24 protein-coding genes and 1 pseudogene are annotated in these 26,907 nt (G+C 65.2%); 8 read left to right on the top strand and 17 right to left on the bottom strand.

Annotated elements, in window-relative coordinates; translation table 11 throughout:
* Position 1: 1 nt before the first annotated feature.
* Positions 2–113, top strand: a pseudogene (locus CSW63_RS12955) (hypothetical protein); the annotation flags it as partial.
* 7 nt (positions 114–120) lie between these two features.
* On the opposite strand, the gene CSW63_RS12960 reads toward CSW63_RS12955, so the two are convergent.
* Positions 121–1,302 (bottom strand): NAD(P)/FAD-dependent oxidoreductase, encoded by a 1,182-nt coding sequence (locus CSW63_RS12960; protein ID WP_062098514.1) that lies wholly within the window; start codon positions 1,300–1,302, stop codon positions 121–123.
* A gap of 143 nt (positions 1,303–1,445) precedes the next feature.
* Here CSW63_RS12960 and CSW63_RS12965 point away from each other — a divergent pair, with 143 nt between their 5' ends.
* Complete coding sequence (locus CSW63_RS12965) at positions 1,446–2,786, top strand: Hsp70 family protein (protein ID WP_062098516.1); 1,341 nt, start codon at positions 1,446–1,448, stop codon at positions 2,784–2,786.
* An 89-nt stretch (positions 2,787–2,875) separates the two neighbouring features.
* Entirely contained in the window at positions 2,876–5,314 is a 2,439-nt protein-coding gene (locus CSW63_RS12970) for a hypothetical protein (protein WP_062098518.1), read from the top strand.
* 17 nt (positions 5,315–5,331) lie between these two features.
* Here CSW63_RS12970 and CSW63_RS12975 read toward each other — a convergent pair whose 3' ends face one another.
* Positions 5,332–6,237 (bottom strand): LysR family transcriptional regulator, encoded by a 906-nt coding sequence (locus CSW63_RS12975; RefSeq protein ID WP_062098520.1) that lies wholly within the window; start codon positions 6,235–6,237, stop codon positions 5,332–5,334.
* Between the two features lie 127 nt (positions 6,238–6,364).
* Between CSW63_RS12975 and CSW63_RS12980 the strand changes: the two genes are divergently transcribed.
* A complete protein-coding gene (locus CSW63_RS12980; RefSeq protein ID WP_062098521.1) occupies positions 6,365–7,063 on the top strand; it encodes a pirin family protein in 699 nt (232 codons plus the stop codon).
* A 95-nt stretch (positions 7,064–7,158) separates the two neighbouring features.
* Here CSW63_RS12980 and CSW63_RS12985 read toward each other — a convergent pair whose 3' ends face one another.
* The 3 genes from CSW63_RS12985 to ppdK form a co-directional block, all read right to left on the bottom strand.
* Positions 7,159–8,079, bottom strand: a complete 921-nt coding sequence (locus tag CSW63_RS12985) for a DUF4861 family protein (protein ID WP_062098522.1) — start codon at positions 8,077–8,079, stop codon at positions 7,159–7,161.
* A gap of 119 nt (positions 8,080–8,198) precedes the next feature.
* A complete protein-coding gene (locus tag CSW63_RS12990; RefSeq protein WP_062098523.1) occupies positions 8,199–8,858 on the bottom strand; it encodes a cyclopropane-fatty-acyl-phospholipid synthase family protein in 660 nt (219 codons plus the stop codon).
* 101 nt (positions 8,859–8,959) lie between these two features.
* Entirely contained in the window at positions 8,960–11,647 is a 2,688-nt protein-coding gene (ppdK, locus tag CSW63_RS12995; protein ID WP_062098539.1) for a pyruvate, phosphate dikinase, read from the bottom strand.
* Positions 11,648–11,968: 321 nt separating this feature from the next.
* Here ppdK and CSW63_RS13000 point away from each other — a divergent pair, with 321 nt between their 5' ends.
* Positions 11,969–12,505 (top strand): GNAT family N-acetyltransferase, encoded by a 537-nt coding sequence (locus tag CSW63_RS13000; RefSeq protein WP_062098524.1) that lies wholly within the window; start codon positions 11,969–11,971, stop codon positions 12,503–12,505.
* Positions 12,506–12,531: 26 nt separating this feature from the next.
* Here CSW63_RS13000 and CSW63_RS13005 read toward each other — a convergent pair whose 3' ends face one another.
* The 12 genes from CSW63_RS13005 to flbT form a co-directional block, all read right to left on the bottom strand.
* The gene (locus CSW63_RS13005; RefSeq protein ID WP_082749664.1) at positions 12,532–13,212 is read right to left on the bottom strand and encodes a hypothetical protein; all 681 of its coding nucleotides are present in this window, start codon (positions 13,210–13,212) and stop codon (positions 12,532–12,534) included.
* A 155-nt stretch (positions 13,213–13,367) separates the two neighbouring features.
* On the bottom strand, positions 13,368–13,874 hold the full coding sequence (gene ssb / locus CSW63_RS13010; RefSeq protein WP_062098525.1) for a single-stranded DNA-binding protein: 507 nt from the start codon (positions 13,872–13,874) through the stop codon (positions 13,368–13,370).
* 153 nt (positions 13,875–14,027) lie between these two features.
* Positions 14,028–14,426 carry a hypothetical protein gene (locus CSW63_RS13015; RefSeq protein ID WP_062098527.1) on the bottom strand — a complete coding sequence of 133 codons (399 nt, stop codon included), beginning with the start codon at positions 14,424–14,426 and terminating at the stop codon, positions 14,028–14,030.
* A 17-nt stretch (positions 14,427–14,443) separates the two neighbouring features.
* Positions 14,444–15,133 carry a hypothetical protein gene (locus CSW63_RS13020; RefSeq protein WP_062098529.1) on the bottom strand — a complete coding sequence of 230 codons (690 nt, stop codon included), beginning with the start codon at positions 15,131–15,133 and terminating at the stop codon, positions 14,444–14,446.
* Positions 15,134–15,194: 61 nt separating this feature from the next.
* Positions 15,195–18,059 (bottom strand): hypothetical protein, encoded by a 2,865-nt coding sequence (locus CSW63_RS13025; RefSeq protein ID WP_062098531.1) that lies wholly within the window; start codon positions 18,057–18,059, stop codon positions 15,195–15,197.
* Between the two features lie 79 nt (positions 18,060–18,138).
* Complete coding sequence (pseH, locus tag CSW63_RS13030) at positions 18,139–18,693, bottom strand: UDP-4-amino-4,6-dideoxy-N-acetyl-beta-L-altrosamine N-acetyltransferase (protein ID WP_062098533.1); 555 nt, start codon at positions 18,691–18,693, stop codon at positions 18,139–18,141.
* Positions 18,694–18,758: 65 nt separating this feature from the next.
* Positions 18,759–19,595 (bottom strand): flagellin, encoded by an 837-nt coding sequence (locus CSW63_RS13035; RefSeq protein ID WP_062098535.1) that lies wholly within the window; start codon positions 19,593–19,595, stop codon positions 18,759–18,761.
* A gap of 177 nt (positions 19,596–19,772) precedes the next feature.
* A complete protein-coding gene (locus tag CSW63_RS13040; protein ID WP_099503508.1) occupies positions 19,773–20,141 on the bottom strand; it encodes a flagellar protein FlaG in 369 nt (122 codons plus the stop codon).
* 112 nt (positions 20,142–20,253) lie between these two features.
* Positions 20,254–21,075: a flagellin FljK gene (fljK, locus tag CSW63_RS13045; protein WP_099503506.1), complete on the bottom strand. Its 822-nt coding sequence runs from the start codon at positions 21,073–21,075 to the stop codon at positions 20,254–20,256.
* Between the two features lie 276 nt (positions 21,076–21,351).
* A complete protein-coding gene (fljL, locus tag CSW63_RS13050) occupies positions 21,352–22,173 on the bottom strand; it encodes a flagellin FljL (RefSeq protein WP_062099696.1) in 822 nt (273 codons plus the stop codon).
* A gap of 248 nt (positions 22,174–22,421) precedes the next feature.
* Complete coding sequence (flaF, locus tag CSW63_RS13055; RefSeq protein ID WP_062099695.1) at positions 22,422–22,784, bottom strand: flagellar biosynthesis regulator FlaF; 363 nt, start codon at positions 22,782–22,784, stop codon at positions 22,422–22,424.
* Complete coding sequence (gene flbT, locus CSW63_RS13060; RefSeq protein ID WP_062099694.1) at positions 22,744–23,169, bottom strand: flagellar biosynthesis repressor FlbT; 426 nt, start codon at positions 23,167–23,169, stop codon at positions 22,744–22,746. The genes flaF and flbT overlap by 41 nt, the downstream gene beginning before the upstream one ends.
* Before the next feature lie 198 nt (positions 23,170–23,367).
* On the opposite strand from flbT, the gene CSW63_RS13065 reads away from it, so the two are divergent.
* The 3 genes from CSW63_RS13065 (at position 23,368) to CSW63_RS13075 (ending at position 26,882) form a co-directional block, all read left to right on the top strand.
* Positions 23,368–25,158, top strand: a complete 1,791-nt coding sequence (locus CSW63_RS13065; protein WP_062099693.1) for a tetratricopeptide repeat protein — start codon at positions 23,368–23,370, stop codon at positions 25,156–25,158.
* A gap of 165 nt (positions 25,159–25,323) precedes the next feature.
* Positions 25,324–25,905: a UDP-4-amino-4,6-dideoxy-N-acetyl-beta-L-altrosamine N-acetyltransferase gene (gene pseH, locus CSW63_RS13070; RefSeq protein ID WP_062099698.1), complete on the top strand. Its 582-nt coding sequence runs from the start codon at positions 25,324–25,326 to the stop codon at positions 25,903–25,905.
* Positions 25,906–26,012: 107 nt separating this feature from the next.
* Positions 26,013–26,882 (top strand): MoxR family ATPase, encoded by an 870-nt coding sequence (locus CSW63_RS13075; RefSeq protein WP_062099692.1) that lies wholly within the window; start codon positions 26,013–26,015, stop codon positions 26,880–26,882.
* Positions 26,883–26,907 lie beyond the last annotated feature (25 nt).

The raw sequence follows: 26,907 nt of genomic DNA on the forward strand, positions 1-26,907 counted from the left end.
GTCACTTGCCCCCACCTGACCTGCTTCGCAGGTCGTCCGCCCCCGAAAGGGGGCGGAAGGTTTGCGCGGTCCTTCTTCCCCCTCCGGGGGAGGAGCGCGAAGCGCGGAGGGGGCAAGTGATCACACCGACTGGCCCGCGCTCCAACCGGAACTCCAGGCCCACTGGAAGTTATAGCCGCCTAGCCACCCGGTGACGTCCACGACTTCGCCGATGAAATAGAGGCCGGGTACGGCCTTGGCCTCGAGCGTGCGCGAGTCCAGAGCATCGGTGTCGACCCCGCCCAGGGTGACTTCCGCCGTGCGGTAGCCTTCCGAGCCCACCGGCTTGAAGGTCCAGGCGTTGACCGCCCCGGCCAGCCGCCCCAGCACCTTGTCAGAGCAGTCGGCGATGTTGCCCTTGTCGGGAGCCTCCTCCTCGGCGATCAGCTGGGCGACGCGTTTGGGCAGCAGGGTCGCGAGCACCGTCGCCACGGCCTGACGCGGCGTGGCCGTGCGCGCCGCCTTCAGCGCCGCCAAGGCGTCGACGCCCGGCGCCATGTCGACCCGGATCTCGTCGCCCTCCCGCCAGTAGGACGAAATCTGCAGGATCGAAGGGCCCGACACCCCCCGGTGCGTGAACAGCATGCCTTCCTGGAACTTGGTCTTGCCGTGGGCGACCACGGCGTCCAGCGCTACGCCCGACAGCGGCGTCAGGCGCGCCAGCATCCCGGCCTCGAAGGTCAGCGGCACCAGCGCCGGGCGAGTATCGATGATGTTCAGGCCAAACTGCCTGGCGATGTCATATCCGAGGCCCGTCGCGCCCATCTTCGGGATCGACTTGCCGCCGCTGGCCACCACCAGCGCGGTGCAGGCGACCTTGCCGGACGAGAGGGAAACCTCGAATCCGGACACACCCTTGGCCACGCTCTCTACGCCGGTCTCCAGGCGCAACGTCACGCCGGCGGCCTTCATCTCGGTCAGCAGCATGGTGATGATCTGCTTGGCCGAGCCGTCGCAGAACAACTGCCCCAGGGTCTTTTCGTGATAGGCGATGCCATAGCGCTCGACGAGGGCGACGAAGTCGCGCGGGCGATAGCGACGCAGGGCCGACAGGGCGAACTTCGGATTGGCCGACAGGAAGTTATGGATCGTCGCGCCGGTGTTGGTGAAGTTGCAGCGCCCGCCGCCGCTGATGCGGATTTTCTCACCGGGCGCCTTGGCGTGGTCGATCACCAGGACCGAGCGACCGCGCTTGCCCGCCTCAATGGCGCACATCATGCCAGCCGCACCCGCGCCGATCACCACAACGTCGAAGGTTTCCAAGATTTTCCCGCTCTTTGCTCGCCTTCCTTCGACCGGAGGCGGCCGCCGGAGTCAACCGACCGGGACCGCGAGACCGGCTTGACCTTCCGGCGGAAGCCGCTACGACGCTCGCCCCCTCCCGCACCGCACGATCGAGCCCCTCCATGACGGCCGCTTCCCCCGTTTCGGCCCCACGCGCGCCGACCATCGGCGTCGACTTCGGCACCACCAACACCGTGGTCTCGCTGACCCTGGGCGACGACCAGGCGCGCCTGGTGCGCTTCTCGATCGACAACCGCGACCTCTTCGCCTTCCGCTCCGCGCTCAGCTTCCACAGCGTCCAGGGCGTGGGCGACGCGGCGAACGAGCGGGTGGTCGAGGCCGGTCCCTGGGCGATCGAAGCCTATCTGGAAGATCCGCTGGAGACGCGGTTCATCCAGTCGTTCAAGACCTTCGCCGCATCGGCCGCCTTCACCGAGACCCGCATCCTCAACAAGCGCTACCAGTTCGAGGATCTGCTGGCCGCGTTTCTGCTGCGCCTGCGCGATCACGCGGGCGAGCAGCTCTCGAACCTGCCGCCCCGGATCATCGTCGGCCGCCCGGTGACGTTCGCCGGCTCTTCGCCGGACGAGGCGCTGGCCCTGACCCGCTACGAAGCCGCGTTCCAACGCCTGGGCTTCACCGACATCCGCTACGCCTACGAGCCCGTCGGCGCGGCCTTCTTCTTCGCCCGACAGCTGAAGCAGGACGCCACCGTGCTGGTGGCCGACTTCGGCGGCGGCACCAGCGACTTCTCGCTCGTGCGGTTCGAGCGCGCGACGGACGGCACGCTGCGTTCGACGCCGCTTTCGCGCTCGGGCGTCGGCGTGGCGGGCGACGCCTTCGACTACCGGATCATCGACCAGCTGGTCTCACCGGAGCTGGGTAAGGGCTCGGACTACCGGTCGTTCTCCAACAGCCTGCCTATCCCGCAGCGCTACTACGCCGCCTTCGCACGCTGGGATCAGTTGGCGCTGCTGCGCGCCTCCAAGGACATGCGCGACATCCGCGCTCTGGAGCGCACGGCGCTGGAGCCTGACAAGATCGCCGCCCTGATCGAGGTGCTGGACGGCAATCACGGTTATGCCCTCTACCGCTCGGTCTCGGCGCTGAAGGAGGCGCTGTCGAGCCAGGCGCAAGCGACGTTCCGGTTCGAAGCCGGTTCGGTGCGGATCGAAAAGCCCGTCGCGCGGTCGGAGTTCGAAGCCTGGATCGCGCCCGAGCTCTCGGCGATCGAAACGGCCGTGGGCCAGGCCCTCGACCTGGCCAACCTCACCGAGGCCGGCGTCGATCGGGTGTTCCTGACCGGCGGCAGCTCATTCGTGCCGGCGGTCCGCGAAATCTTCCTGCGCCGGTTCGGGGCCGGCAAGATCGAGACCGGCGGCGAGTTCGAGTCCATCGCCTCGGGCTTGGCGCTGATCGGCCGTGAGGCGGATCTCGACCTCTGGACCATGCGCGCAAGCTAGCTGCTTCTCGCCGCATGGTGGCGCCCCGCGCTTTGGCTTAGGGTTAACGCGATCGATTCGCGTCGCGACCTTGTGGGGCAACGAGTCCAGTGCCGATTTCGTATCTGTCCGCCGCCCAGATCGCCGCCTTGGCGACGACGACGATACAGAACCTTTCGACGACCAAGCTGGAGTCGCTGACCAAGACCCAGGTCGGCGCGCTTTCAGAGGCGGCTATTGGCGTGCTGGACGCCAGTCAGGTTTCCGCGCTGTCGGCGACCCAGGTCAAGGGCCTGACGGCGACCCAGATCCCCGCCTTCTCGCAGAATCTGCTTTTCGACGTCGATCAGTTGCAGGCCTTCAGCGGCGCTCAACTAAACGCCCTGACCTCCACCCAGCTGGCCAAGCTGGACGCCGATCGCCTCAAGGCGCTGAGCGCGATCCAGATCGGCGCGATGGACGCCACGCATTTCACCGCGCTCGACGCCACGCAGATCGCAGCGCTGGACACCACCCAGCTGGCCCAGCTGACGCCCACCCAGATCGCCGCCTTCAGCGTCACCGATCTGGAGGAGCTGTCCGCCGACAAGATCGCCGCCCTGACCGCCACGCAGGTTGCGGCCCTCCCCGCCGATGTCATCCCGTCGCTGCAAGGCTCGCGTCTCGCCGCCCTCAGCGCCACCCAGCTGCAAAAGATGACGACCGACCAGATCGGCGCGTTGTCGACGACCCAGCTTCGCACCCTGGGCTCCAGCACCGCCGCGCTGGGGCCGAGCCAACTTGCCGCCCTGACCGCCGAGCAGACCGCGGCCTTCTCCGACGGCGTGGTCCAGGCGTTGACCGGGACGCAGCTGGGCGCATTGAGCCCGGAGGGCTTCTCGGGGCTATCTGCGACGCAGGTGGCCAACCTTGGCGGCGATCAGATTTCTGGCCTCAAGACGACGCAGCTGCGGGCGCTCAGCGAGAACGACCTGGCGAAGTTCACCGCCGGGCAGATGCGAAGCTTCAGCGCCGCGCAGCTCGCGGGCTTGAGCACGACCGGCCTCAACAGCCTGAGCGTCGACCGGGTTCAGGTCTTTGACGCAACCCAACTGACGGCGCTGACCGCCACGCAGTTCGCCGCCCTGACCGCCGACGACCTTGCAGAGTTCACGCCGGCCCAGGTCGAGGTGTTTACCACGACCCAGCTGGCTGCGCTCTCGACGACCAGCCTGAACAGCCTGGGCCGCGAGCAGATCCAGGCCCTGACGGCCACGCAGCTGAAGAGCCTGGGCAAGACGCAGGTTGGCGGGCTTTCCGAGACCAGCCTGGCCGCCTTCACCGCGGACCAGATTCAGGTGCTGAGCACGACCCAGCTCAGCGCTTTGTCGACGACACGTTTCAACAGCCTGGGCGCCACCCAGGTCCAGGCGCTGACCGCCACCCAACTGGCCGGGCTGACCACGACCCAGATCGCGGGCCTGACCCAGGACGACTTCGGAGAATTCACGACCGATCAGGCGGAGGTCTTCAACAAGACCCAGATGGCGGCCCTGGCCACCACGACGCTGAACGCGATGTATCAAGGCGCGATCCAGGCCTTCACCCCATCGCAGCTGGCGGCGCTGACGACGACCCAGATCAGCGGACTGTCGAGCGTCGGCTTCGATAAGTTCTCCGAGACCCAGGTGAAGGCGTTCGCGCCGACCCAGATCGCGGCCCTGAGTCCGGCCAACTTCAACCGGCTGAGCGCCAGCGCGATCCAGGCTCTTTCAGCATCGCAGCTCGGCAGCGTCAGCGTTACTCAGATCGCGGCCCTGACTGAAACGGACTTCGCGCGCTTCACAGCGACCCAAGTCGCCAGCTTTAGCGGCGAGCAGATCGGCGCGCTGACGACGACCAACTTTAATGGCCTGAGCCAGACCCAGATCGCGGCGCTGTCGTCCGCCCAGTTGGCGGGCGTCAGCGCGACCCAGATGGGCGGACTCACCAACACCGACCTGGCTGAACTGTCGACGACCCAGTTCTCCGCTCTCACCGGCGCGCAGATCGGAGGGCTTTCGACCCGCCATCTTACCGGGCTTGACCGCACAGCGTTCCAAGCTCTGACCCCCGCCCAGATTTCGGGCCTGAGCGCCAGCCAGCTCGGCGCGCTGTCGGCGACCGACATCGGCGACTTCACCCCCACCCAGATCGCCGCGTTGACCGCCTCCCAAATGATGGCGCTGTCGGTGACCAACCTGGCCAACCTGTCGTCCGAGCAGTACGCGGCGCTGACCCCAGACGCGCTCAAGGGCCTGTCGGCGTTCCAGCTGCGGAGCCTGTCGTCCAGCGCCTTCGGCCAACTTGACGCCACTCAGGTTCAGGCCCTCAGCCCCAGTCAGCTCGGCGCGCTTTCGACATCCGTGATCGCCAGCCTGACCCCGACGCAGATCGGCTACCTCGCGCCGACCCAGATTCCGGGCCTGACGATCAATCAGCTGGACTGGCTGTCGACCACCAACATCGCCGCCATGACGCCGCTGCAGGTCGGCGCCTTCACGCCCGCGCAGGTCGAGAGCCTGGGCTAGAGTGTCGTCTAGCGGCCTTAGCCGCGGCTGGCGCCCAAGGCTTTCACGAGATAGCTGGCGAGCGCTTCCACGCGCGCCGGGCGCGGCCCGCCGGGTGGCATCACCAGGTGGAGCGCGATAGGCGTTGCGCTCCAGTCGCTAAGCACGACTTCCAACCGCCCCTCTGCGACGGCCGCCCCGACGATGAAGTCCGGCAACATCGCGACCCCTGTACCCGCCAGCAGCGCGGGCAGCAGGGCGTCGCCGTTGTTGGCGCGCAGCACCGAGCGGGGACGAACCGCAGCCTCATCGCCCGCGCCCTTCTGAAAGCGCCAGGTCTCGGGCGAGGCCTGATGGCCGTAGGTGAGGCCCCGATGCGCGGCGAGATCGGCCGGATGGTTCGGGCGTCCGTGACGATCCCAATAGATAGGCGCGGCCACGACGAAGCGGTTCACCGCTCGCAGCCGCCGCGCGACCAGCGAACTGTCGGGCAGGTCGGCGACACGCAGGGCGAGATCGAAACCCATGCCGATCAGGTCGACCGTGGCGTCGGACAGATGCAGATCGACCGACACGTCGGGATAGGACGCCAGAAATTCCGGGAGAACGGGGGCTAGACTGGTCACGCCCAACGACATCGGCGCGGCCATCCGCACCAGGCCCCGCGGCGCGGCGGACTGGCTGGACGCCTCCTCCTCGGCCGCCTCGCCCTCGGCCAGCACGCGGCTGGCCCGTTCCACGAGGGCATGACCCGCGTCGGTCAGGGCGAGGCGGCGCGATGTTCGGTTGAACAGCCGCGCGCCCAGCCGCAACTCCAGCCGCGTCACCGCTTTTGACACCGTGGCCTTGGACATGGCGAGCTCCTCGGACGCGGCGGCGAACGAGCGGAGCTCCGCCACCTTGGCGAAGACCGCGAGACCTTCCAGATCAGGGAGCTTGGACATGGCAAGAGGTTATATATCGAAACAATGAGTTTCGACAGTTTCCATTTATAATCTCCGCTCAAGCCCTATCTTCTCATCGACAGGACGCGCCGACGCGGCGCGCCAGAGACGCATGAAAGGTAGAGCCATGATCGACCGCAAACCGTTCGACAAGCTTGGCGGCGCCGACCACGGTTGGCTGAAGGCCAAACACCACTTCTCGTTCGCCAGCTACTACGACCCCAACAACATGAACTGGGGCGCGCTGCGGGTCTGGAATGACGACGAGATCGCCCCGAACACCGGCTTTCCGCCGCATCCGCACAGCGACATGGAGATCATCACCTATGTCCGCGATGGCGCGATCACCCACCAGGACAACCTGGGCAACAAGGGACGCACCGTTGCGGGCGACGTCCAGGTGATGAGCGCAGGCTCGGGTATCCGTCACGCCGAGTACAATCTCGAAGCGGAGACCACTCGGATCTTCCAGATCTGGATCGAGCCGAAGTCGTTCGGCGGCGCGCCCTCCTGGGGCTCCAAACCGTTCCCGAAGGGCGACCGCTCGGGAAAGTTCGTAACGCTGGCCAGCGGTTTCGCCGATGACGCCGACGCCCTGCCGATCCGCACCGACGCCCGCGTCCTGGGGGCGACGCTGAAGGCGGGCGAGAGCACCACCTATGCGCTTGGCAAGGATCGTAGCGGCTATCTGGTGCCGGCCGTTGGGACCGTCGAAGTCAACGGGGTCAAGCTGAACGCCCGTGACGGCGCCGGCATCAAGGACGAGGACGTCATCACCGTCACCGCGCTGGAAGACGCCGAGCTCGTGCTGGTCGACGCCGCCTAGAGCAGGTCCCCATAGGTCGTCCGCGCCCTCCCCCATGGCGGACGGTCTTAGCCGCCCCGAGGCTCCCCGCCTCGGGGCGGTTTTCTTTCGGGCGCTTAGTGCGAGGGATCGAAGTCAGGCTTCTGCGCCGCGACATATGCGTCCCAGTCGGCGGCGTTATGGAAGTCGAGGCCTTTGTCCCAGGCCGCGCCCATGTAGTAGACGAATGGCTTGCCCGGCTCGACCCGGACCAGCACGAGGTAGTTGTCGAAGTCCTGCCGCACCTCGACCACGGACTTGGGGTCAACCATGAGGGCGATGGCCATCGCGCCCTTGTCCGGGTCTGCCGGTTCCCAGAACGTCACCCGCCCCGGGACCAGATCCTTTCGGAACAGGCCCGCGCCGCTGGCGCGCTTGCGCTTGGAAATGCCAATCCCGACGACCAGGGGTCCCGGCTTATCCGAGCTGATCGTCGACACCATGCGCGTGAAATTCGTGCCCATCGGCAGCGAGAAGACCCGGGTCTCCCAGACCTTACGGTCGACATCGACCGGCCAGGGCGCGTAGTCGACGCTGAACGACGCCACATCGGGCCCGTTCTGGATCAGCTTCCAGGCGGCCCAATTGCGGGACGTCCACAGCTTGTTGTCGCGCCAGATCCCGAGCCCACCCGCCCCGCGCGCCGTGCCCACGTCGTAGAAATCCAGGCCCTCGCCGTGGTTGGCATGTTGGTCGCCGGTCTGGAGCTGGCGATCCATGTAGGGCCACCGCACGCTCTTGCCCCAGGCGTCGATACCGGAGGTCGACGGCGGCTCGGCCTTTTCCAGGTCACGGCTGTAGATGCGATGCGCCGTGCGGTCGTTTTCCCAGAGAATGTCGTTGTAGCGGTAGGGCGCAAGGGTCACGGCCGCGCGGGGCTTTCGGCCCACGGCGTCAGGCGCTTCGAGCGGTTTGGTCGGCGGATGCGCTTGGGCGTAGGCCTGAGACGCGGCCGCCCCCACAGCGATGGCGAGAGCGACGGCGAAGATCTTGGACATCAAACACGCTCCGGCTCGACGGGCTGACGACGTCAAGCGCCGTGCCGAAAGCTGGTATAGCGCACCGAGATAATTGGTCTATCCAAATGATGGAATTGGACAGTCCAGACACCCACTCGTCACCGCGCCGGACGCACGACCGCCACCAGCCAGCCCCCGCCCCACGGCGTGTTGATCACGGCCTCGTCCAGCACCTCGCCCAGCCCCTTCAGCCGATGCCACAGGCGCAGCGGCTTCAGCGCCAGCCACATGGTCAGGCCCACAGCGCCGCCGGACTTCAGGTTGCGTGCATAGTGAGCGACCACGGCCTCGACTTCGCCAAGGTGCTCGATGCACTCCGAGAACACCACCACATCGAAGGTCTCGTCGGTCGCGAAGGTGCGGCCGTCGCCCAGCAGCATCTTGACCTCGCCGATCGCGATCTCGGGGGCCAGGCGCAGTTCGCCCCGCTCGATCGCCGGCTTGGAGAAGTCGACGCCGACATAGCGGGCCGGACGGTGGGCGCGCAGGGCCTCGTAGAAGACCCCCTCGCCTGCGCCGATCTCCAGGACGCGCGGATTTGGCCAGCGGTCCGCGATCATCGCCGCCAGAAGGCGATGGTGATGGCGCTGCTCGGACCGGTTCAGACGATCATAGACGCCTGCCTGGTACTCGGCGTCCCACTTCTCGACGGGCGCGGCGACGATAGGCTTGTGGCGCTTGCGCATGAAGAGCTCGCCGAGCCAGGGGCGGTCCAGCGAAAGAAGCTCCGTGAACCGTCGCCAGCGCAGATAGGCCATGACTTCCCCTCCCCGACGACCGTTGCCTCCCGGATAGGCAAAGGGCCCCGGGCTGTCCAGCCCGAGGCCCCTTCTTGCCCGGTTCCAGCCTGAAGGGCTGCCTAGCCCTTGTTGGCCAGCGCCGCCTGGGCGGCCGCCAGACGCGCGATCGGCACGCGGTAGGGCGAGCACGACACGTAGTCGAGGCCGACCTTCTCGCAGAAGCCGATCGAGGCCGGATCGCCGCCATGCTCGCCGCAGATGCCCAGCTTGACGTCCGGACGAGCCGCGCGGCCACGCTCGGCGGCGATGCGGATCAGGTCGCCAACGCCGTCCTGGTCGAGACTGACGAAGGGGTCCTTATCGAAGATGCCCTTTTCGATATAGGCGTTCAGGAACTTGCCGGCGTCGTCGCGGCTGATGCCGAACGTCGTCTGGGTCAGGTCATTGGTGCCGAAGCTGAAGAACTCGGCGTTAGCCGCCAGGTCGCCAGCGCGCAGGGCCGCGCGGGGCAGTTCGATCATGGTGCCGACAGTGTACTCCAAGGCCACGCCCTGCTCTTCCAGCACCGCCTTGGCGACACGGTCTGTCAGGTCACGCAGGTACTTCATCTCCTCGCCCTTGGCGACCAGCGGGTGCATGATCTCGGGGACCGGAGCAGCCTTGCCGGACTTGGCGATCTCGCACGCCGCCTCGAGGATGGCGCGCACCTGCATCTCGTAGATCTCGGGATACGAGACGCCCAGGCGGCAGCCGCGATGGCCGAGCATGGGGTTGGTCTCGTGCAGTTCCTTGGCGCGACGCATCAGCTTGGCGGCGTCGAGGCCGGTAGCCTGTGCGACGGCCTGAACGTCTTCCTCGGTGTGCGGCAGGAACTCGTGCAGCGGCGGATCCAGCAGACGGATCGTGACCGGCAGGCCTTCCATGATCGTGAACAGCTCGACGAAGTCGGCCTTCTGGAACGGCGCGATCTTGGCGAGCGCCGCGCGGCGTCCCTTCTCGTCGTCAGCCAGGATCATCTCGCGCACGGCGGCGATCCGGGTGTCGTCAAAGAACATGTGCTCGGTGCGGCAAAGGCCGATGCCTTCCGCGCCGAACTGGCGGGCGGTCTTGGCGTCCAGCGGCGTTTCGGCGTTGGCGCGCACCTTCAGGCGGCGAACCTCGTCGGCCCAGCCCATCAGGGTGGCGAAATCGCCGGTCAGCTCAGGTTCGATCATCTTCGGCGCGCCGGCCAGGATGTCGCCGGTCGAGCCGTCGATGGTGATGATCTCACCGGCCTTGAACTCGCGACCACGGACGCGGAAGAGGCCCTCCTTCTCAAAGATGGCCACGTCGCCGGCGCCCGAGACGCACGCCCGGCCCATGCCGCGCGCCACGACGGCCGCGTGGCTGGTCATGCCGCCCCGGGCGGTGATGATGCCGCGCGCGGCGTGCATGCCGTGGATGTCTTCCGGCGAGGTCTCTTCGCGCACCAGGATCACCGACTCGCCATTGGCGGCGGCCTTCTCGGCGGCGTCGCTGTCGAAGACGATCTTGCCCGTGGCCGCGCCGGGCGAGGCCGGGAGGCCTTTGGCGATCACGTCGCGATGGGCTGACGGATCGATGGTCGGGTGAAGCAGTTGGTCCAGCGAGGCGGGCTCGACGCGGCCCACGGCTTCCGACTTAGAGATCACGCCTTCAGCCGCCATGTCGACCGCGATCTTCAGCGCGGCCTTGGCGGTGCGCTTCCCGTTGCGGGTCTGCAGCATGTAGAGCTTGCCCTGCTCCACGGTGAACTCGATGTCCTGCATGTCGCGGTAATGACGCTCCAGCGTCTCCACGACCGTCTTGAACTGGCCGAACACCTCCGGCATCGCCTCTTCCATCGAGGGGGCGACATCGCCCATTTCCTCGCGGGCGGCCTTGGTCAGGGACTGCGGCGTGCGGATGCCCGCCACCACGTCCTCGCCCTGGGCGTTGATCAGGAACTCGCCGTACAGGCGGTTGTCGCCGTTCGACGGGTTGCGGGTGAAGGCCACGCCGGTCGCCGAGGTCTCGCCCATATTGCCGAACACCATCGACTGGATGTTGACGGCCGTGCCCCAGCTTTCCGGGATGTCGTGCATGCGGCGATAGAACTTGGCGCGGTCGTTCATCCAGCTGGCGAACACGGCGCCCACCGCGCCCCACAGCTGCTCCTGGGCGTCCTGCGGGAACGGCTTGCCCAGCTGCTCGCGGACGGCGGCCTTGTAGTCCTTGATCACCGCGGCCCAGTCGTCGGCGGTGAGGCCGGTGTCGACATGGACGTCCAGACGATCCTTATGGTCGTCGAGGATCTCCTCGAACATATGGTGCTCCAGATTGAGCACGACGTTCGAGTACATCTGGATAAAGCGGCGGTAGCTGTCATAGGCGAAGCGGCGGTCGCCCGACAGCTTGGCCAGGCCCTCGACGGTCTCGTCGTTGAGGCCCAGGTTCAGCACTGTGTCCATCATGCCCGGCATCGAGGCGCGCGCGCCCGAACGCACCGACACCAGCAGCGGGTTGGTCACGTCGCCGAACTTCTTGTTGGTGAGCTCTTCGATCCGGGCGAGCCCCGCCTGGACCTGCTCGGCCAGTTCGGTCGGGTATTGCTTGCCGTTGGCGTAGTAGTGAACGCAGGCTTCGGTCGTGATCGTAAAGCCAGGCGGCACCGGCAAACCCAGCGCCGACATCTCCGCCAGATTGGCGCCCTTGCCGCCCAGGAGGTTCTTCATCGAGGCGTCGCCGTCAGCGCCGCCTCCGCCGAATGCATAAACCCAACGGGCCTTGGTCAGCGTCTCAACCGGCATCTTTGAATTCACCCTGCGATAAGTGAAAAGGCCGCGCCCCTCTTTTGGGGGTCGTCTCGCCCTGGAACAGCGCTGCTTTGTTGTGATCCCGCAGTGCAATATCCGGGGGCCTCAGTAGCACTTCGGTCAAGAACGCGTCCACTGGCGGTTCGCGTTCCAGGCTGTAAGGGCTGAATTCGGCAAATAATTCCAATGACAACGTTGTCCGATCGACAAGCTTGGCCGGCTCGTCGTCAATTTAGACCCAATCACGCGACTTAAGCCGGCCCCGGACGATTATCGCGACTTGCCTTGGCGTCCTGAAACGCTTCCGATGGCCCCATGACCGCGCGGATCGCCCGACTCGGAGCCTCGCCGGGCGACGCCCATGCGATCGCCGATCTGCATACGCGCAGCCGTCAGGTCGCCTATCGCGGTCTCTACGGCGATTACTATCTGGATCATCAGCTCCCAGCGATCTCACGCGCCGTCTGGCGGGAACGCTTCGAAACCTACGCACCTGGCGCTGACCTGATCCTGGCCGCGATGGAGGACGCCGCGCCAATCGCCCTGGCCTATGCCTCCTTCCGCCTCAATCCCGAAGTAGGTCTGCTCGTCGACAATCTGCACGTCGCGCCGGAGCGAAAGGGCGAGGGTCTGGGCTCACGCCTTCTATCCGAAGTGGCGCGCTGGCTGTGCGATGAGCACGCGGGCTCGCCTCTGCACCTGGAAGTCTATGCGTCAAACGCAGCCGCGCTCGGCTTTTATGAGCGCAAGGGCGGCGTGGAGGTGGCGCGCTATCGCGAGACTCCTCCCGGCGGACATGAAGTCGAGGTAGCTCGCTTCAGATGGTCGCGGCCGCGAGACCTGATTCCATAGGCTCCAGAGCCGGCAAATGACCGAACTTACCGCGCGCGGTAGACGCTGCGCAGATAGGCTTGGTCGGCCTCGGTCAGCGCCTGGGGCGCTGCGTTCGCTGCCTCGAAAAGGGCGAGGATTGAATCCGAGGGCGCCGGGCGCGCGCGGACATCAGCCAGGGACACCATCGCCAGATAGTCCGCCAAGGCCGAAACCTTCACGTCTCCAGCCTTGGCGGCATCCACCACGATGAGGGCGTTGTGAGGCCGGGCGTCGCCGGCGGCCGAGCCGCGCACGTCGCCCCCATGGACCCAACGAACCGGGCCGGCGCCGGATTTGAACGCTTCGACCGCTGCGGCCGGCGCACCACTATAGTTGAAGCGCTTTGCTCTCGCCGCCGCTTGGATCAACTGATCCGGCTCGGCCGAGAACAGCACGACGACATTAGGCTCGCAGGCCCGCGTAGCGTAGGACGCGCCCGCTTGCCGAGCCACCTGATGCAGGCGGGCGGCGACATAGGCGTTGACCTCGGCGGAGGCGCCGCGAACCAGCGGACACAGCCCATCTCGCGCGCTGCCCGGCGAGGACTGCCTTAGCCGGCTCATTTCCGACTCAAGTCCGTTCTGGCGGCGGGCGTCCCCAATCAGGGTGTCGGCCTGCCGCGCATGGACGGCGGGCGCGAGCGCCAGAGTGGCGGCGACAGAGAGACCGAAAAGCACATTCCGCATGGCTCACCTCCGTGAAGCCTTGAGCGAAACACAACCTCAACTCGTTGTCCACTTACAGTTCGCACGCAATACGGCGGATGGCTCTATCGGACCATCCGCCGCTCGCCCGTGCAGTGCGCGTGACCGCTAGGGTCGCCCGCGCGCCTCCACTGTTCCTAGAACGGGATCTCGTCATCCAGGTCGGCCGAGAAGCTCTCGCGCGGGCCGCTGGGCTGGCTGCGCTGGCCGCCGCCGAAGCTGGAGCCGCCGCCGGAGTAGCCGCCGCCGTAGCCGTCATCACCGCCGGAGGACATTCCGGAATCGGCGCCGCCGCGACCGCCCAGCATGGTCAGTTCGCCACGGAACTTTTGCAGCACAATCTCGGTCGAGTACTTTTCCTGACCGGTGTTGTCGGTCCATTTGCGGGTCTGCAGCGCGCCCTCGATATACACCGTCGAGCCCTTGCGCAGGTACTGCTCGGCAACCTTGACGAGGTTGTCGTTGAAGATCACGACCCGGTGCCATTCGGTCTTTTCCTTGCGCTCGCCGCTGTTGCGGTCGCGCCAGGTTTCCGACGTGGCGATCCGCAGGTTGGCGACGCGGTCGCCCGAACCCAGGCTGCGGATTTCGGGATCGGCGCCGAGATTGCCGACCAGAATGACCTTGTTGACGCTGCCCGCCATCGTTTAGACCTTGCTCTCGCCCGGCGACCCATGCGCCGGAATCTGGAGCGAGACGTTAACGAGGCGCTAAGACGCGCGCAAGTTTTGTTCCCGTAACGTTCTTGTGGGCAAGCGCAAGCTCTGTGGACGGACCGTTGGGCTTACCGTCCCGCCCTACTCGGCCGGAACACGCCGGATCGCGCCCGGCACGGCCAAGCGGCCGTCGCCGGTCCGCACCAGCGACATGAAGCGCGGGCCTTCGTAGGTCTGGCCCACATAGATGCCTTCCTTCTCGATGAAGATGAAGGATCCCTGGTATGCACCGACCATGCTGCGGCTGTTGGACTGGCCCAGGCGCACGAAGCGCATACGCATGCCCTCGAGCGTCGCCGCGCACTCTTCCAGCTGAGGCACATTCCGGCTGACCGGATTGAAGCGCAGCGTCTTGTCCTTGTTGGTCGCGACATGGAAGCAGACGCCCTGCTCAAACGGCGCCTTGGTCTGCTTCTCGCAACCAGCGAGGACGAGGCCCGAGGCGGCGAGAACGGCGGCGGCGAGGACGGTCTTTTTCATGGCCTACACCTATAAACCTATCCGGCGTTGGGAATAGAGCAGTTCGGCGACTGCTCGAACGCGGTATGGAAGCTGCGGTTGTCCGACGAGATCTCGACACGCCCCGGGACTAGGCGAAGCGTCTCCTCGCCCCACCGGCCGTAGGTCGCGCCGCCCGCCTTCTCGCAGCGCCCGCCGAAAAGCTGCTGGGCGCAGGCGTTCAGGGTGATTTCGCCCGGCAGGCGACGCCACTCGTTGCTGGCGTAGCGCCAACAGGCAGCGAGCGGCGCGGTGGCCGAGGCGGCCGTCGGCGTGGTTGGCGTCGCGGCTGGCGCCGGCGTCGCAGCCGGCGCTGGAACGGCTGTCGGAACAGGCGGCAGGGGAGTCAAAACCATGCCGGCCTGGTCAGCGGCCGCCAGGGCGCCGGTCTCGTCGACGCCGACGTCGAGCGCGCCGGTGGCCACGCCGTTCTTCTTGGCGCATTCGGCCAGGGTGATCTCGCCGACGAACGCGCCGCCCACGAAGCAGCGCAGCGGACGGGCGGGATCAAGCTTGGTGTCGTCGGCGCGGCCCGTCTCCACGATCAGACCTGCCCGCGAGGCCGGAGGCTCTTCAGCGGGCTTCTTGTCATGACCCGACATCAGGGCCACGGCGATGCCAAGGCCGGCCACGAGCGCCAGCGCCGCGCCGCCGCCCAGGATGATCCGTCGATCTTTCAGAAAGTCCATGCCTCTTGGCTACGACGCGCCGATGACGCTTTCAAGCTTGGCGGCCATGGAAAAGGACAGCTTAGCCGCCCGTCAGACGATTGAGCGCCGCCTGATAGTTGGCGACCTGGTTCTTCAGATAGGTCGGAACCGTGCCGCCCGTCTTTCCCGAGCTGGACGCGTTGTTGTTCTTTACGCCCAGAGCAGTGTCGGCGATCTCGCGGTAAGCCGAACGAACCTGCGACATCGCGCGCGTGATCACCATGTTGGCGTTCTTGCGCCCAGCCTCGGTGGTCAAGTCCAGTTCAGGCGGCAACTGCAGCCCGTAGACCGGCCCGCTGCCATCAGCCGAGACCGTCTTGCCGTCTTCGGTCTTGGTCGCGCGCACCACGCCCCCGGCCAAGCCCAGCGACCGCAGAACATCGGTCCCGCCCTTGCCCGGCACGATTTCGATCGTGGCGTTGTTCGAGGCGGGGCTGATCTTCAGAACGCGACTATTGCCATTGGAGGCCGTCTCGACCTTGGCCCGGAAACCCGAAGCGCGCTTGATCTTGTCGGCCAGGGTTTCGAGGGTGTCGTTGGCGTCGATCGTGATCGTCGTCAGCGCGCCGCGTTCACGCGTGCGGATCTGGAAGGTGTCACCCGCGCGCGCCGAGGTCGCCGAAACGATCCGGTTCGACTGGCTGAAATCCATCCTGCCGCTAGGAAGGCCCAAGGCGTCCAGCGCCGAGGCTCCCGAGGCCGATACGGCGACCGATGTGGGCGTCGCGTAGCCGTCCTTGCCGGTGACGCGCTGGCTCCAATCGACAGCGCCGGTGCCGACATTGACCTGGGCGACATAGCCGTCCTTGGTCCCCACCGTCTCCTCGCCATCGAGGTTCTTGCCCGCGGCGCCGACCAGCCAGGCCTTGCCGTTTGACACCGCGAAGCCCGTGACCGTGTCATCGCCGGTCCCGCCGTAGTAGGTCAGGGTGTCGCTGCCGGTATCCGAAATGTCGAGCGACATCCGACCGACGAAGGCGTCCATGCCGCCCGACGATGCGGTGGTGGCGCCGCCGATCGACATCAGGTTGTTGGCGGTATAGCCGCCAACATAGAGCTGGCCGCCGTCGATCTTCAGCCCGACGATCTCGCCGCCCTTCAGCGAACCCAGGTCCCGAGTCGCGCCCGCCGTGATCGTAGCGGTCTTGGTATAGGTGACCGGCACGCTCTCGTAGGCGCCGTATTGGTTCAGCTGGGTCACGTTCTCGGTGACGACCGACGGACTGACCTGGAAGCTGCGCAGCATCGCCTCGCCGTTCTCCTTGGAGCCGACGATGACCTGCGAGCCATTGACGACGATGTCGGAGACGGAGTCGTTCTCGGCGGTGCCGAATTTCTGGGTGAAGAGGGCCTTAGGCTTGCCGCCGGCGTCGGTGGCGAAGGCGGAAAGATAAGCGTCCCAGCCGCCGGCGGGGTCGGTCCCCACAGCGCCAGGCAGATCCGACTTGCTGCGGCCGCCCACGTAAAGAATGCCGTTGGCGCCGAACGCCAGGGCCGTGGCCTCGTCTTCCTGCAGGCCGCCGCGACGGACGGTCCACTGCTCGTCGCCCTTGGCGTCGTAGCGCGTGACGAAGCTGTCGGTCGTGGTCGAGCTGTCGCTGTTGTTGATTGGCCCGTTGACCGCGCCTTGCAGACGGCCGCTGACCGAACCGGCCACGGCCACGCTGCCGTCATCGGCGACGGCCAGGGACAGGCCGCTGGCGTTGTCGGTCGCGCCCAGCGATCGGGCGTACAGCAGGTGCCCGGCGCTATCGTACTTGAGCAGCGCGACGTCGCTGTCGCCCTTGATCGGTTGACCATTGATGTCGGTCTTGCCGTCGACGGCGGTGGCGACATCCGCCAGCATGTAGATCGAACCGTCGGCGCCCGTCACCGATTTGCGGACACTGGAAATGGTGCCCTGCAACGTCTCGCTGAACACCTTGCCGCCCGGCGCGCCGGCGCCAGGCCCGCCAGCGCTTCCAGCCGCGCTGTACTTGGTCAGGGTCGTTTCGAAGACGCCGTCGTCGGTTTCGGCCTTCTTGTCGGGATTCGGGTCTCCGGCCCGGGTCGTCACATAGACGGCTGGCGCGGTGGTCGGCGCGCTGAACGTCAGCTGCTCGACGGAGTCGCCGTTGACCCGCAGCGCGAAATCATCACCCGTGGCCGGCAACTTCACGGGCTTGCCATTGACCTGGACAGTGCGCTCCTCGCCCACCGTGCGCTGGACCGAGAAGTCGGTGTTGAAGCCCGCCGCCTTCATCTTGCCGTTCATGTAGCTGACGACGTTGGACATCGTCCGCGGCGTCGCGCCCATTTCCGACAGGTCCATGGTCACCGTCGACGTGACGCCGAAGCTCTTCACCGAAACATCGAACGAGACGTTCCCCTTGAACTTGGGAACCTCGTCATCGATCTGCCCCGAATAAAGGGTGTCGGTCGTATAGCTGTAGGTCGCCTTGGGGACACCGACGGCGCCCTTGTCGCTGGTCATGACCGCGCCCGTCGTCAGGCGCATCTGGTCCAGCGACAAATTCTGCACATAGCCGCTGATCTCGCCGAGCCCCTTCGTCAGGGCCGTCTGCAGGCGAGACACCTCCCCGTCGGTGACACCCTTCTCGCCGGCCCGCGCAGCGAGGGCAGAGAGCGTGTTCAACGCCTGGTACGTGGCGAACAGTTTCTTGTAGTCGGGGCTCACGCCCTTCAGGGCGGAGGTATTGGCGCCCTCATCGATGAACTTGCGACCATTGAGGGCCGAGCGGACAAGGTCGCTAGCCGGCGGCGAGGCGTTGCTCAGCCAGGGCGCGTTGGGCACCACAGCCTTTGATTTCGTCGACGCAGTCGAGACACCCGACGCGCCAGCGCCCGTCAGGCCCGAACGGGCCTGATAGTAGCTGATCAGCGCGCTGGTATCGAAAGTGATCACGGCGAATCTCGGTCGGGGCGCAATTCACCCCGAAAATACCTTTGCCGGACGATCGCTGACGACTCGTTAAGGCCTGAGATTAACCGGCGATAAGGTGAGCGTCGGAAAGCGCCCGGCGGGCCTCTTCGCGGAGTTCGCCCCACTCGGACGCGAGGATCCCGAGCAAGACCACGTCGCAGGGACGGCCGTCTTTCAGGACGTGGCCGCGTAGATAGCCTTCACGTCTGAAGCCTGCTGCGGACTGCGCTTTCAGCGCCGCGTCATTGTCCGCCATCACCTCGGCGAAGACTTTGTGCAATCCAAGATCGAGGAAGGCGCGATCCAGTCCAAGCACCTGAGCGGCGCGCCCCACGCCCCTGCCCCGCGCTTCAGCCGACCCCAGGAACCAGTTCCAACTGGCGCGCCGATGATGGCTAGTCAGACCCGTCAGCGTCAGCAGCCCCATAGGGACTCCGCCGCGCGTGATCATCCAGCCCCGCATGTCGGGATCGAGCTTCAGCGCCCGGAACCAAGCGGCGTGGGCTTCCCGGCTCGGAAGATCGGCGTCGGACATCCAACGGTCGACCTCGGGCTCGGATCGCCACTGAAAGAGGAGCGCTTCGTCCTCGTCCAACAAGTCGCGCAGTTCGATCATGCCCGTAGCCGAATCCCCGGTTCGCCCAGCGCCAGCTTAAACCCTGGACGTGACAGGACCTAACGCTACTGCCCCTTGAACAGCGACAGGATGATCTGCGGCGCGCCGTTGGCGATCGACAGGGCCTGCGCGCCGAGTTGCTGCTTGACCTGCAGCGCCTGCAGACGCGCGCTTTCTTTGGCTAGGTCGGCGTCCACAAGGTTGCCGACACCGGTCTCGAGCACGTCGTTCAGCTTCGAGACGAACGTATTATGAGCGTCAATCTGCTTGGCCTGGGTGCCGATGTTGCCGACCGCCTGGTTCACCGCGCTCAAGGTCGCATCGAGTCGCGTCAGGACCGCTCCGGCGTTGGTCGTGTCGAGAATATCGTCGGTGGCGGTGAGGGTGTTGATCGTCCCGCCCAGCGAGAGGTTCTGGAGAGTCAGAGTGATCGACTGGCCGGCGTCGGCGTCCGCGAGGAACGTCATATCGGCGGCCTGACTGCCGTCCAGCAGGTTTGCGCCGTCAAACGTCGCGCTTCGGATCACCTGAGCTAGGTTCTTGATGAGCCCCTGGAAGTCGGCGTTCAGAGCCTGACGCGACGTCGTGGTCAGCGAGCTGTCCTTCGCGGCCACCACCTTTTCGCGCATCAGTTTGAGCAGGTCGGAAACCGACTCGCCGGCCGCAAGGGCCACGTCAGCGATCGAGGTCGCGCGATCCAGGCTCATCTTGACGGCGCCCAGCGCGCTCATGTCGGCGCGCTGCGATTGAGCGATCGACCAGACGGCGGCGTTGTCCTTGGCGGTGGAGATGGACTCGCCCGTGTTGATACGGGTCTGCACCGCCTGCATGTCGTCGTTGGTGCGATTGAGATTCTGCAGCGCGATCAGCGCGGGCTGGTTCGTGTTGACGCTCAGCGTCATGCGCGGCCTCCGATCGGCGATTTTGCCGTTGGTTGCGATCGCGCGCGATTCGGCGTGCGATCCGGTCGCCGCCAGAATTGAGGCCAGAAAGTAAGATTATGGTTAACAGAAATAAACCATGCGCATTAACCGCCGCGACCTGACGTCGCATCGGCGGCTAGGTCAGGCGCGACAGCCTCAGGCCTGCCCGTCGAAAACGTCCCCGCTTTCGTAATCCGCGCCATCCCGCATCCGCAGCACTTCCTCTCGCGGGAACTGCTGAAGGGTTTCCCCCGTGCGGCGATCGACGGTCTTATAGACAAATTCGCCAGAGGCTTCGTCATGCTCGATGACGAGCCTTAGGTCACCAAGCTGAGGACCATCATCGACCGGCTTGGCCGGCTCGGCCTTTTGAGCGGCCTCAGTCGTCCGTGCGGCCTCAGCTTCAACGGCCTGGAAGACCTGTCCCACAACGGCTTTAGCGCCCTCGGAAGCCTCCGGGGCGTTGGGCGGGGAAACGGGAGCGACGTAGTCCTTGATGGCCGACAATGCGGCTTTGGGTTCCATTTGCTAAACGCCGACTTTTATCGGTCGGCCCTCCTTTTCTGTTGAGGTTGGTCCCGCAACCGAACCGGAAAAGGCGGAGGCGGGCCGAAGAGCCCGCCTCCGTCCCTGCCCCTTAGCGGAACAGGCTCAGGATCGACGACGACGATTGGTTCGCGATCGACAGCGCCTGCACGCCCAGCTGCTGCTTGGTTTGCAGCGACTGCAGCTTGGCGCTTTCCTTGGCCAGATCGGCGTCCACCAGATTGCCCACGCCGGCGTCCAGGCTGTCTTGCAGCTTGCCGACGAAGGTCAGGTGGGTGTCGAGACCGACAGAGCTGGTGCCCAGCGAAGCCAGCTTGTTGGTGGCCGTCTGCAGCGCCGTATCAATGGTGCCGATCATCGTCTTGGCGGCCGCCGCGGTCGCGAAGGTCGAGCCGGTCGTCAGGCCAATGCCCGCCAGCGAGATGGTCTTAGCGTTGACGGTGAAGCCGGTGCCGTCCGAGTTGGCCAGGAAGGTCAGCTTGGTGGTCGAACCGTCAGCGATGCTGACGCCGTTGAACTTGGCGTTCGTCGCGGCCTTCTCGATCTGGTCGCGCAGCGACTCGAAGTCGGCCTTCAGGGCGTTGAAAGAAGCGGTGTTCAGCGAGGTGTCGGAAGCGGCCAGGGCCTTTTCCTTCATCTTGCCGAGCAGGTCGGTGATGGTGTCGCCGGCGGCGAGCGCGACGTCGATCGTCGACTGGCCACGCTGCAGCGAGTCCTTGACCGAGTTCAGGCTGGAGGCGGTGGCCGACTGGTTCTTCGCGGTCGCCCAGATCGCGCCATTGTCCTTGGCGGTGGCGATCTTCTTGCCGGTGTTGATCCGCTGCTGAACGGTCGTCAGCTCGGAGTTCGTCGAGTTCAGGTTTTGCAGGGCGATCAGAGCGCCCGAGTTCGTATTGATGCTGTTCAGCGCCATAACGAAAGAGTCCTTTTCAAGGTGTCCGACGCCATTTTGGCTGCCGGGAGCATTTTGCTCGGAAGGACCCGTAGCAATTGCCGGGCCAATTCTGCCCAGCGACGGACCGGAGCTAAAGCGCTGAAAAATATACGTTATTGTTCCATTAACGACGAAGGCCCCCGGCACTTTCTGCCGGGAGCCTTTCGTCATGGGAAAATTTTGCCGGGCACTAAATGCGCACCCAGCAGGAAAGAGGCGCCGGACGGCTTTTGACGGCCGTCCGGCGTATCGGGATCACCCCTTGAACAGCGACAGGATCGACTGCGGCGTCTGATTGGCGATCGAAAGCGCTTGAACACCCAGCTGCTGCTTGGTTTGCAGCGACTGGAGCTTGGCGCTTTCCTTCGCCAGGTCCGCATCGACCAGGTTGCCGACACCGGCGTCCAGGCTGTCCTGCAGCTTGCCCACGAAGGTCAGGTGCGTATCCAGACCGACAGAGGACGTACCCAGAGACGACAGCTTGTTCGTGGCCGTCTGCAACGAGGTCGTGATCGTCGCGATCATGGTCTTGGCCGTAGCGGCATCGGTGAAGGTCGACGCCGCCGTCAGACCAATCCCGGTGAGGGACAGGGTCTGGGCGGTCACCGTGAAGTTGCTGCCGTCTTCGTTGGACAGGAAAGCAAGCTTCGTGGTGCTGCCGTCGGCGAGGCTGACACCATTGAACTTCGCGTTCGACGCGGCCTTGGCAATTTGGTCGCGCAGAGACTCGAAGTCCGCCTTGAGGGCGTTGAACGAGGCGGTGTTCAGCGAGGTGTCGGAAGCGGCCAGAGCCTTTTCCTTCATCTTCGTGAGCAGATCGGTGATGGTGTCGCCAGCAGCAAGCGCCACATCGATCGTCGACTGACCGCGTTGGAGGGAGTCCTTCACCGCATTCAGGGACGAAGCGTTTGCGCTTTGCATTTTGGCCATCGACCAGATCGCGCCGTTGTCCTTGGCGTTAGCGATCTTCTTGCCGGTGTTAATACGGCCCTGAGTGGCGGCGAGCTCCGTGTTAGTTGCGTTCAGGTTCTGGAGCGCCAGCAGCGCACCAGGATTGGTGTTGATCGAGTTCAGCATTTGATACCTACCGTTTTGGTGGGATTTGTCCGGCGTATTGCCGGGCTGGCGTTTTGCCCGCGCGAACCATCGCAAGCGGCGGGCCAGTTCGACGCCGATCGCGGAAAATCGCTATAATGCTGTTTTTATTGAGCTTTTAAGGATACTTGAGCTCAAAACGAAACCGCCCGACGAATGCAACATTCGCCGGGCGGCAGGTTTTTCCAGAACTGGTAGGCAAGAGCTTCAGTCTTGCACAAATAGGGGAATCAGGACGCGTCGGCGCGCCCCGCCAAGCCCTGCATGATCATCCGGTTGATTTCGATCAGGGGCTCGAAATCCTCCTCCTTGCGCATCACCGCGCTGGAGTGCCGACCGACCCAGAGGCTGAGCGAAATGATGCTGGCGCGCAGCTCCATTGGGAGCTGGTTTTCCGGGAGCGCGCAATCGGTCGCAAGCGCAGACCAGACCTTGCGGTTCCAGTCCAGCGCATCGATCCGCGTGGCGATGTCGTCCGCCGGGGCCTGCGACGCATCCAACAGGGCGCGCGTCACCTGCCCGAACAGGCGGTACTCCATTTCACGGGGATTCTCAGCCCGCGTCGCCGCCTGCTGATACGCCCGAAGAGACATGCCCCAACCTCTCGTCTTCGTACTCGATAAGCTTCCGGCTCAGCATTAGAGCCTTGTAGTATTCTCGCGCCATCACGTGCTTCGAAATGGCGATGCAGTCCTGAAGGACCACAGGATTACGCACAACACCCATAAATTCGTTAAGGCGCGTAGCGAATTCCTCGTAAAACTTCTCAGCGCCGCTCTCGTCGAGATACATCATCATCACCGGGAAATAGATGTGACGCGCGGGCGTCGTCACCTGATCCGGCTGCATGATGTCCTTCTCGCGAAGGACGGAGGCCTTGTTCTGGAGAACCAGAACCCCGCGCCGATCTCCGTTCTGGACCACGGCGCCGTTGAGAACGAACTTTTCTCCGGGCTTCAGCGACAGCTTCAAAGGCACTGGATGCCGTTCCTTTTGTTGACGCCGCGAGCCCAAATCCGCCGATGACGACGGGTTAAGCGGCACGCTAGGCGAACACGTGTTAACGCCATCTTGCCGCTCCCGGCGACCGCCGGTGCGACCATGAGACGCAGCTTAGGACTCAGTTAAGCATAGGGCCTCAAAACATGGTTAACAGCAAAGTCTAAGGCTACCGCCATGTCCCGCAAAAGCGCCCTGGAATCCTCGGCAAGCGCCCTCGCCCAAGCCGATGTCGGCGTCTCCGGGATCCATCCGAGCGTCATCGCCAACGCGATGGGCGACTCGGCCTCAGCCGAGGCGCTGGACCGGCTTAACCGCGCCGCCCAGGGGACCAAGAACGTCGAGAACGCCAAGGCCTTGGGGCGCGCGATCCAGGCCGTGCAGTTGCAGGACTACGCCAAGGCCGACAAGCTGGCGCTGAAGCTGTTGGAAAAGGACGAGCGCCTGGGTCTGGCCTGGCACATCCTGGCGATCGCCCGCGAGAAGACCGGCGACTTCGCCTCCTCTCTTCGCGCCTATGAAGCCGCGCTGACCTTGCTGCCGGACCACGGCCCGGTGGCGGGCGATCTGGGCCGCCTGGCCTTCCGCATGAATATGCCCGAGTTGGCGGCCAAGTTCTTCGCGCATTACCGACTCTCACGGCCCGACGACGTCGAGGGCGCCAACAACCTGGCCTGCGCGCTCCGCGAATTGAACCGCGAAAGCGAGGCCATCGAAGTCCTGAAGGCCGCACTGAACGCCAATCCCGAAGCGCCAGTTTTGTGGAACACGCTTGGCACGGTTCTTTGCAACATCGGGGATGGCGCGGGCTCCATTGTCTTCTTCGACGAGGCGCTTCGCCTCGCGCCGGACTTCTCCAAGGCCTACCACAACCGCGCCTTCGCCAAGCTGGACCTCGGCGACATCGAGAGCGCGCTCGTCGATTGCGAAGCGGCGATGCGCAATCCCGGGTCGCCCGAAGACCTTGCGATGATGCAGTTCGCCCGCGCGACGATCCTGTTGGCTCTGGGGCGCGTGTCCGAGGGCTGGGACGCTTACGAATCGCGCTTCTCGCCGGCCCTGACCGACGCGCCGCGCTTCCAGATTCCCGGCGTTCGGTGGTCGGGCCAGGATCTGAAGGGCAAGTCCCTGATGATCACGACCGAACAGGGCCTGGGCGACGAGGTGATGTTCGCCAACATGCTGCCAGATATCGTCGAGGCCTTGGGTCCGGACGGCTTCCTGTCGCTTGCGGTCGAGCGTCGCTTGGCGCCCCTGTTCGCCCGATCGTTCCCGAACGTCGAGGTGACGGCGCACCGCACGGTGGCTTACGAAGGCAGAGTCTTCAGGGCCGCGCCGCATATCGAGAATTGGGATCGCTTCGACTACTGGGCGGCGATCGGCGATTTCCTGCCCAGCCTGCGCCCCTCGGCCGAGGCGTTTCCCAAACGGCCGGCCTTCCTTCAGCCGGATCCGGCCCGGGTGGCGCACTGGAAGGCGCAACTCGAAAAGCTTGGTCCCGGCCCCAAGGTCGGCCTTCTCTGGAAAAGCCTCAAGCTTAACGCTGAACGCGCGCGGCAGTTTTCGCCGTTCCACCTGTGGGAGCCGGTTCTCCACACGCCAGGTGTGGTGTTCGTGAACCTGCAGTATGGCGACTGCGACGAAGAGATCGCCTTCGCCAAGCAGGAGCTGGGCGTCGAAATCTGGCAGCCGGAAGGCATCGATCTGAAAGCCGACCTCGACGACGTCGCGGCGCTGTGCGCGGCGGTCGATCTGGTCATTGGCTTCTCGAACGCCACCATCAACCTGGCCGGCGCCGTAGGCACGCCGATCTTTATGCTCACCGGCGCGTCGTCCTGGACCCGCCTGGGGACTGACTACTATCCCTGGTATCCGAGCGTGCGCTGCTTCGTCACCGAGCAGTACGGGGTCTGGGAGCCGACCATGGGCCGCGTGGCCGAGGCTCTGCGCGATTTGGCCGCATCCTGACCGCCCGCCTGGCTTGAGGCGGATCAATGCCCCCGTCGTCCAAGCCCTCAGACTGGAGCCCGGTCGGGATATCCTCTCGGCGGTTCCACATCCGCACTTGAAGGCGCGAGTCCAGACCTAAGCCCCGGACGCGCCGTCTGCGGCGCGAAGGCTGGAGTGATGGACATGGTCACGGTGCGATTGCGCGAGGTTGTTGAAGGGGATCGCGAACGGCTTCTGGCGTGGCGCAACAGTCCCGACGTTTCCGCCTACATGTACTCCGACCACAAGATCGGCCACGAGGAGCACGATCACTGGTTCGATGTGGCGCGGCACGATCCCCGCCGTCGCTACTGGGTTATCGAGGCGGATGGCGAGCCGGTCGGACTGGCTAACCTGGCCGATATCGACTTCGCCCACCGTCGCTGCGCCTGGGCCTACTATCTGGCGAGCCCCAAAGTGCGCGGTCTGGGCGTCGGCTCGTTCGTCGAGTTTCAGATCATCGAGTACGTGTTCGGCCAACTGGGCCTGAACAAACTTTGGTGCGAGGTCCTGATCTCGAACGAGAGCGTCTGGCGGCTGCATGAACTGTACGGTTTCCAGCGCGAAGCTCTCTTCCGGCAACATGTGATGAAGCAGGGCCACGAGGTTGATGTGGTTGGCCTGGGCCTGTTGTCATGCGACTGGGCGGTGCGCCGAGAGGCCATGGCCGAGCGCTTGCGCGGCAAGGGTTTCGAAATCCCGTCCCAAGTTCACCAAGCCGCCTGACAACGCCTTCCGCACCGACACCCTTGCCAACAGCGCAAGCGCCGGTAGTTTGATCCGCTCAATTTGAACAACTGTTCGAACCGGATCCGATTCCGGCGGAGATAGGCATGAGCCAGCGCTTCGAAGGCACTTCCGACTATGTGGCCACCGACGACCTGAAGGTCGCGGTCAACGCTGCGGTCGCTCTTGAACGTCCTTTGCTGATCAAGGGCGAGCCCGGCACCGGCAAGACGGTCCTGGCCTATGAAGTCGCCAAGGCGATGGGCGCGCCGCTAATCACCTGGCACATCAAGTCGACGACCAAGGCCCAGCAAGGCCTCTACGAGTACGACGCCGTCACCCGCCTGCGCGACAGCCAACTGGGCGACGAGCGCGTCAAGGACGTCAAGAACTACATCAAGAAGGGCAAGCTCTGGGAAGCTTTCGAGAGCGAAGTCCGCCCCGTGCTGCTGATCGACGAGATCGACAAGGCCGATATCGAGTTCCCGAACGACCTCCTGCAGGAGCTCGATCGCATGGAGTTCTTCGTCTACGAGACCGGCGAGACCATCAAGGCCAAGGTGCGGCCGGTGATGATCATCACCTCGAACAATGAGAAGGAACTGCCTGACGCGTTCCTTCGCCGCTGCTTCTTCCACTACATCCGCTTCCCGGAAGCCGAGACGATGCAGGCCATCGTCGACGTCCACTTCCCGGGCATCAAGCAGAAGCTCGTCGCCGAGGCGCTGCGCATCTTCTACGACATGCGCAAGGTGCCCGGTCTGAAGAAGAAGCCTTCCACCTCGGAATTGCTGGACTGGCTGAAGCTGTTGCTGGTCGAGGACATCGACGAGACGATCCTGCGCGAAAAAGACCCCACCAAGCTGATCCCGCCGCTGCATGGGGCCTTGCTGAAGAACGAGCAGGACGTTCACCTGTTCGAACGCCTGGCGTTCCTGGCGCGTCGGGAAGGTTCCGGCGGTCGTCCTGGGCAGTAGTCCAGCCTGCGACGAAATGGCCGTT

Source organism: Caulobacter sp. FWC26 (assembly GCF_002742645.2).
In the GTDB taxonomy this organism is placed as follows: Bacteria; Pseudomonadota; Alphaproteobacteria; order Caulobacterales; family Caulobacteraceae; genus Caulobacter.